The organism is Pradoshia sp., assembly GCF_051873915.1.
Classification (GTDB): Bacteria; Bacillota; Bacilli; order Bacillales; family Pradoshiaceae; genus Pradoshia.
Genome location: NZ_JBJEFJ010000169.1, coordinates 1 through 6295 on the forward strand (window position 1 = coordinate 1; position 6295 = coordinate 6295).

Annotated in this window: 6 protein-coding genes; 1 reads left to right on the forward strand and 5 read right to left on the reverse strand. The window is 43.0% G+C overall.

Annotated features, from left to right (window positions below):
• Positions 1-51 precede the first annotated feature (51 nt).
• The 4 genes from ACI35L_RS14850 to ACI35L_RS14865 form a co-directional block, all read right to left on the reverse strand.
• Complete coding sequence (locus tag ACI35L_RS14850; RefSeq protein ID WP_049671257.1) at positions 52-1014, reverse strand: S8 family peptidase; 963 nt, start codon at positions 1012-1014, stop codon at positions 52-54.
• A 129-nt stretch (positions 1015-1143) separates the two neighbouring features.
• Positions 1144-1818, reverse strand: coding sequence for an HAD hydrolase-like protein (locus tag ACI35L_RS14855; protein ID WP_439803193.1), 675 nt, complete (start codon positions 1816-1818; stop codon positions 1144-1146).
• A 15-nt stretch (positions 1819-1833) separates the two neighbouring features.
• Positions 1834-2565: a glucosamine-6-phosphate deaminase gene (locus ACI35L_RS14860; protein ID WP_439803194.1), complete on the reverse strand. Its 732-nt coding sequence runs from the start codon at positions 2563-2565 to the stop codon at positions 1834-1836.
• A gap of 400 nt (positions 2566-2965) precedes the next feature.
• Positions 2966-3934, reverse strand: coding sequence for a DMT family transporter (locus ACI35L_RS14865; protein ID WP_439803195.1), 969 nt, complete (start codon positions 3932-3934; stop codon positions 2966-2968).
• A gap of 198 nt (positions 3935-4132) precedes the next feature.
• Between ACI35L_RS14865 and ACI35L_RS14870 the strand changes: the two genes are divergently transcribed.
• Positions 4133-5497 carry an MATE family efflux transporter gene (locus ACI35L_RS14870; RefSeq protein WP_439803196.1) on the forward strand — a complete coding sequence of 455 codons (1365 nt, stop codon included), beginning with the start codon at positions 4133-4135 and terminating at the stop codon, positions 5495-5497.
• Positions 5498-5537: 40 nt separating this feature from the next.
• Here ACI35L_RS14870 and ACI35L_RS14875 read toward each other — a convergent pair whose 3' ends face one another.
• Complete coding sequence (locus tag ACI35L_RS14875) at positions 5538-6089, reverse strand: GNAT family N-acetyltransferase (RefSeq protein ID WP_439803197.1); 552 nt, start codon at positions 6087-6089, stop codon at positions 5538-5540.
• Positions 6090-6295: the final 206 nt, after the last annotated feature.

Below are 6295 nucleotides of genomic sequence, written 5' to 3' on the forward strand. Positions count from 1 at the left end.
TAAAAAAACTGAAGACAATGGGCTTGTCTTCAGTTCGGTCTCAATAAGAATCTATGATTGTATCATTTTTTGAATTGATTTTTCTTTGGCAAGTTCTGCGAGAAGTTTAGGAACCGTTAAATACAGCAGTCCATTTCCTTCAAGCTTAGGAGAGTTGCCTAACGGGATTGTCCGTTTAATCAGCTGGGCATAAAGCTCAGGCTCGGTGAGTTTACGTTCAAAGTACTTGTTAGCAATGACCTTAATTAATGCCATTGCACCTGACACATGAGGAGTAGCCATTGACGTGCCAGACAAGGTAGCATATTTTCCATTCAAGTAGGTGGAGAGAATCTTTTCACCAGGTGCGACAAGATCCACCTCAGTATTGGAATTCGTAAAGGGAGAGGAATTCCGGTCTAAGTCTACGGCACCGACACCGATGACTTCATTGTAACAGCCAGGATAGCTTAATTCTTCCGTGGTGTCGTCTCCATCTCCTTCATTTCCGGCCGCACAAATGACCAAGACATTGTTCATTACCGCATTTTGAATAGCCTGATGCAATTCAAGAACATCTTCAGGACCTCCAAGTGACATCGAAATGATATCGACCTTCTGAGCGACTGCATAGTTGATTCCATCGATAATCCACTTATATTGCCCGGAACCATTCTTATCAAGTACCTTGACAATAAGCAAAGAGACTTCAGGCGCCACCCCGACAACACCCTTCTCATCATTGGTAGCCGCAATCGTCCCTGCTACATGGGTACCGTGACCATTATAGTCCTCGAAGTTAGTGGGATCCGATTGATCATCTGTCGTGAAATTTCTTCCTCCGACAATTCTGCCCTGCAAATCCGGATGATCGGTGTCCACTCCTGTGTCCAGGATAGCTACTGTAATTCCGGCTCCCTTTGTCTCGTTCCAGAGTTCCGGCGCCTTAATGATTTCAATTCCCTTCGGCAATTCGTTGACAGCTTCCATTTCATTGTCAACCTGGTAAGGTATAACACGTACTCCTCGCTTCATTTTCTTCCCTCCTATTGGAATTAACATGGTAAAGCAATGGAGATACCCATATTTTAACAATTTCCACCTTAATCCAACAGATACATAAGCACTGATTTTTGTTTAAATAGAAGAAAATATAGGCTCCAATTAAGTATTCACCCTTTTAAAGGCTTCAAATATGCTGACTAGTTCACCTATTGATTCAGCCAGGAATAAGGGCTTTGACTGCCTAAGCTCACTCTCTGACCCATAGCCATATAAGACTCCGATGGAATCAATTCCAGCCTTATGAGCACCGATGATATCATGCATACGGTCTCCTACCATTAAGAAATCAGCTGGCCTATACTCTGGATAAAGAGCGATGATATGATTGATAATCGCTTCTTTATTCGAACGGTTACCATCAAGGAAGCTTCCTATAATATGGTCAAAATACTGATCAAGACCAAAATGGGCGGCAATTCGTTCAGCAAAGACCGTCGGCTTAGAGGTTGCGATAATGAGGTGGTACCCTTCATCCTTCAACAGACCTAACAGCTGCTCTATTCCCGGATAGATTTCATTCTCAAAAATCCCCTTATCAGTGTACCGCTCACGATAATAAGAAATAGCCATTTTAACCTCAGGCTCTGTCATATGACATTTTTGAACGAAGGATTCCTGGATAGGAGGCCCGACAAAAGAATGCAGCTCATCAGTATGAGGTACATCCATCCCCATTTTCTTCAAGGCATATTGGACAGACTGACTGATTCCGATAAAGGGGTTTGTGAGTGTTCCATCTAAATCGAACAGGATGACTTCATATCTCCTCATCATTTCCTCCGCATAATCTTAAAATATCCGCAGCAGGCTGCCAGCCTCGCGGTCTAACAAAAATGTTGTATTACGATGCAGCTTTAAGGCATTTGATGGTGTGTTCGGATCAAATTTTTCATTTAAGGTACGCCGGATAATCTTTGCTTTATCAAATCCATTTGCCAGAACAATAATTTCTCCAGCCCCTAATATGTGCTTAATCCCCAATGTATACGCTTTCGTCAGAGAACCACCCTCTCGGACAACCGTTTGCCCAAATATTTTTGCGTTCTGTCCTATGTGCGAAATATGCGAATACGCAGCAAAAGAACTCCCCGGTTCATTAAAGCCAATATGTCCGTTTGTCCCAATCCCAAGCACGACTAAATCAATTCCGCCTTCCTTGAAAATGAATTGATCCATCTTCATGCATTCATCGTATGAATTGGCTGCCTTTCCATCAAATAAATAGACCTGATTCTTGGGTACATGCACCTTTGAAAAGAACGAGTTATATAAGAAATGACGGCTGCTTCCGTATTTATATGGTGATGCGCCAACCCATTCAAATAACCCGACAAAACGACAGCGGGAGAAATCTACCTTTCCTTCCCGATAATAATCCACCAGAATCTCCAGCAATCTTCTATGTGTATGACCCATTGGAAGGCAGATAAACAAGTCCGGTTTTTCGTGGATTTCTTGAACAATTATTTCAGCGGCTGAATAAGACAATTCCTCGTAATTTTGAAAAATAGCATAGTTCATTCTTTCTAAGTACTCCTTCCGACCTTGACCTTATCGTATTTACTAATGAATGAACGGCGGTTTTCGTATTTGGAGTCATTCTTCGAAGCAAACATGAGCATGGAGCAATGCAGTCAATCGTTGTGAATAAGTGGAAGAGCCTAACAAAATACAAAAAACGACTAGATGAATGGCAATTCATTCACCTTCAGAAACTTCTTTCCCCATAATACAATGTTTTTTTATCAATAGGCAAGCAATTGTCTGAAATTTTAGGTAAATTTTCGCTTGATTTCATACAATATAGCATTAGATGTTTTTTCAATATACAAGAATTGATGAGAAACCTTATATTTATACATAAAACCCCATTCTTTGCGAGAAGAATGGGGTTTGCATTTCCGTTTTTATACCTAGGTATTTAGCAATCAGTTTCAGCCATTTTTTTACTATCCTTCTTCACTGCCAGCGCAGTTCCATAGCTGTGGAGAGCCATTCCAGCCATGACTATAACGATGCCGGCGAGCGAGATCGCAGACGGGAAGGCAGCAGACAGGAAAAGAATTTCACCTGCTAGAGCAAAAATAAGCTCCATCGATTGCGTTGCCTCCACTGCTGCAAGCTTCTTCATATCATGACGGACCAAATCCGTCGCTTTAAAGAACAAGACAGTCGCAATAATGCCGGAAGCAAGTGCTACAACAAGCGATTGCAAGGTCTGCATTCCACTTGGCATGCCATCGGTCACAAGAGCGGCACCAGCAAGGATAATCCAAAGCGGCAAGCTCGCAATGGTCATGCCTAACACACGCTGAAAGGCCGTCAAGCGTCCATTGGTCAGCTCCATCATCTTACGGTTTCCAAGCGGATAAGCGAAAGCTGCAATCAATATCGGCAGAAAACCAAGCAAAAAATCCTTCATAGGAAGCCCGCTCATCGCATCTGCCTGCATAATAAATACACCTACTAATATAATGAGTGAGAAGCCTAATTCTCTAAGAGGTATTCCTGCCCTCTTCTGAATAGGCCCATTTTGATTTAGGATGAATAAGGGAGCCAGTAATGTCCCTGCAATGATGGTCATTTGCCAGGATCCTGCAATAAGCCAGCCTGGAGAGTATGCAGAAGCAAAGCATAAGGGGGCATAAAACAAACCAAATCCTACAAAACTCCAAATTAACCATTCTTTTGGATTTTCCTTCATCATACAGAATAAGTTCTTCAGCTCCTTTTTATAGCCAACAATGATGAACAGAAAAGGGAGCATGAAGAAAAAGCGTAAGGATGCGCTCCATAACCAGCTGCCTCCCCCTAATTCCATCGAGCGATTCAGCACAAAGGTAAAAGCAAAAAACAAAGCTGAACAGATCCCTAATAATACTGCACGCATACATTTCCACCCATTTCCGCTTTAAATCATTAAAATAGTAAAAGAGACCATGAGATGATCATTTTTTCTTTTGATAAACCATTTCAGAAGATAAGCTATCTTTCTCATGTGATAACCAGAATTTTTTTCTTCTCAAGGATGAAGTTTCAAGCTAGAATAGTTCTTTAGGACTTATTACATTAGAGGAGAATAACAACATTGCATACAAATAAACTACGTGAGCAATCACTTTATTCCATATCATGGCCGCTGTTCATTGAACTATCCTTACATATGGGCATGGGGCTTCTCGCTACGCTCATGCTGGGACATTATTCTGATTTGGCGGCTGCTGGTGTTGGCGTAGCCAACCAGCTTATGAATATTTTTATCCTTGTCTTTAACGTGACCGCCATTGGAGCGATGATCTTAATCGGGCATAGAATTGGCGCGGGCGAATACAAACAAGCCCGCCAGTTAGCCCGTTCCGCTCTTAGTCTAAACTTCTGGTTTGGTCTTATTCTATCTATCCTTATGCTCGTGTTTGGGGATTATCTTCTGACATTGTTTGATGTCAGTGACCAGGTCTTCACTTATGCCTCCCTGTTTCTAAGAATTGTCGGGCTTTCCCTATTCTTAGAAAGCTTATCGCTTGTCCTAGGCGCCATCCTTCGCAGCCATGGCCGTACGAAGGAGCCGATGTATGTCTCCCTGCTGATGAATCTAATCAGCACAATCGGCTATTGTATTAGCATATTTGGGATCTTCAACCTGCCTGTTACAGGAGTTGTCGGCGTTTCATGGACGATTGTCATTGCCAGGGCAATCGCAGTTGCCGCTCTCTTTTACATTGTTGCCAAGGAGCTTGCCTTGAGATTTAAGTGGGCCGACCTTATTCATATTGACAGATTGGATATGAAACAATTATTCGAAATTGGCATCCCATCTGCTGGAGAGAACCTATCCTATCATTTCTCCCAGCTAATGGTGACCGGCATTGTTGCCACCTTTGGAGATGCTTCATTGGCAGCGAGAGTTTATTTAACCAATATTACCATGCTCTGTTACTTATTTAGTGTAGCAGTAGGCGAAGGAACCCAGCTCCTGGTCGCCCGCTACATTGGTGCAGGTCATTTCAGCATGGCATTGAAGCGCGGCCTTAAAACGGTCAGGATTGCCGTATTTGCCTCAACGGCTGTCTCATTGTCCTTTGCCTTGATTGGAGATCCAGTCATACAACTGTTCAGCTCAGATGGCACGATTCTGGCCATTGCCATTCCTGTCTTATGGGCCATTGCTTTCGTAGAGCCAGGAAGAGCGGTTAATATTGTCTTAATGAGTTCCCTGAAATCTGCCGGCGATGTCAGGTTCCCTGTCATTATTGGGATCTTTTCCATGTGGCTCTTCACGGTTGGCTTCGGGTATGTATTAGGCGTCACATTTGGCTTGGGCTTGCTCGGTATTTGGATTGCCCAAGGGGTCGATGAATGGTTCAGGGCCATCTTTGCCGTTAAAAGATGGCTCTCCCGTCCATGGGAACGGAAATTTGCACATAAACTGCAGCAGGAAGTAAAGGTTTCCTAATGCTTCTTATAGAGGGCTCCCTTAAGGGCGCCCTCTTTTTTCATTCCTTCCTTTGTCTTAAGTAATCCTCTTTGAGCAATGAATACATGATGACATCCTTAGCCATGCCATTTTGCTGCAAATACCGCCTAAGAATACCCTCCTCTAGAAAACCATGCTTCTTCAATAACCGGCTCGATGCCTCATTCTCTATAAAAACAATTGCACCCGCTCGATTCAGCTCTAATTGGCCAAACCCATAGGATAACACTGCAGAAACAGCCTCCTCGGCATACCCGTTCCTCCAAAAGTCAGGATGAACCTCATAACCAATTTCAGCTCTCCTATGCTTTGGCACGAAGGCATTCCACCCAATGGACCCAATGATTCCTTTCGTACCCTTTCTCTCCATTCCCCATCGTATCCCTCTTACCTCCTGAAAGCTCTGAGCAAAGAAATCGATTATGGCTGAAGCTTCTGCCACGCTCTTCATTTTTTCCTGACCATAATAGCGGATTACCTGTTCATTGGAAAAGCAGGCAAATACCTCCCCCACATCCTCCTGTGTTATTTCTCTTAAGATCAATCTCTCCGTTTCTAGCAGTGGAAACAAAGGCGGCTCCTCCTTTTTGAACTGAGCAGAATGCCAAAAAGCTCAGTCCTCTTTTCTTAAATACTATTTCTCTATTGCTCATTCATTCCCCTGTCCGTTTTTTCATTAAATTAGGCTGTTTTGCAAGGATTGTTGCTATCGCTTTATTTTATCTACTATGAAAATACAGCCACCTCCAGATAGGAAGTGGCTGTATTTGCTATTGA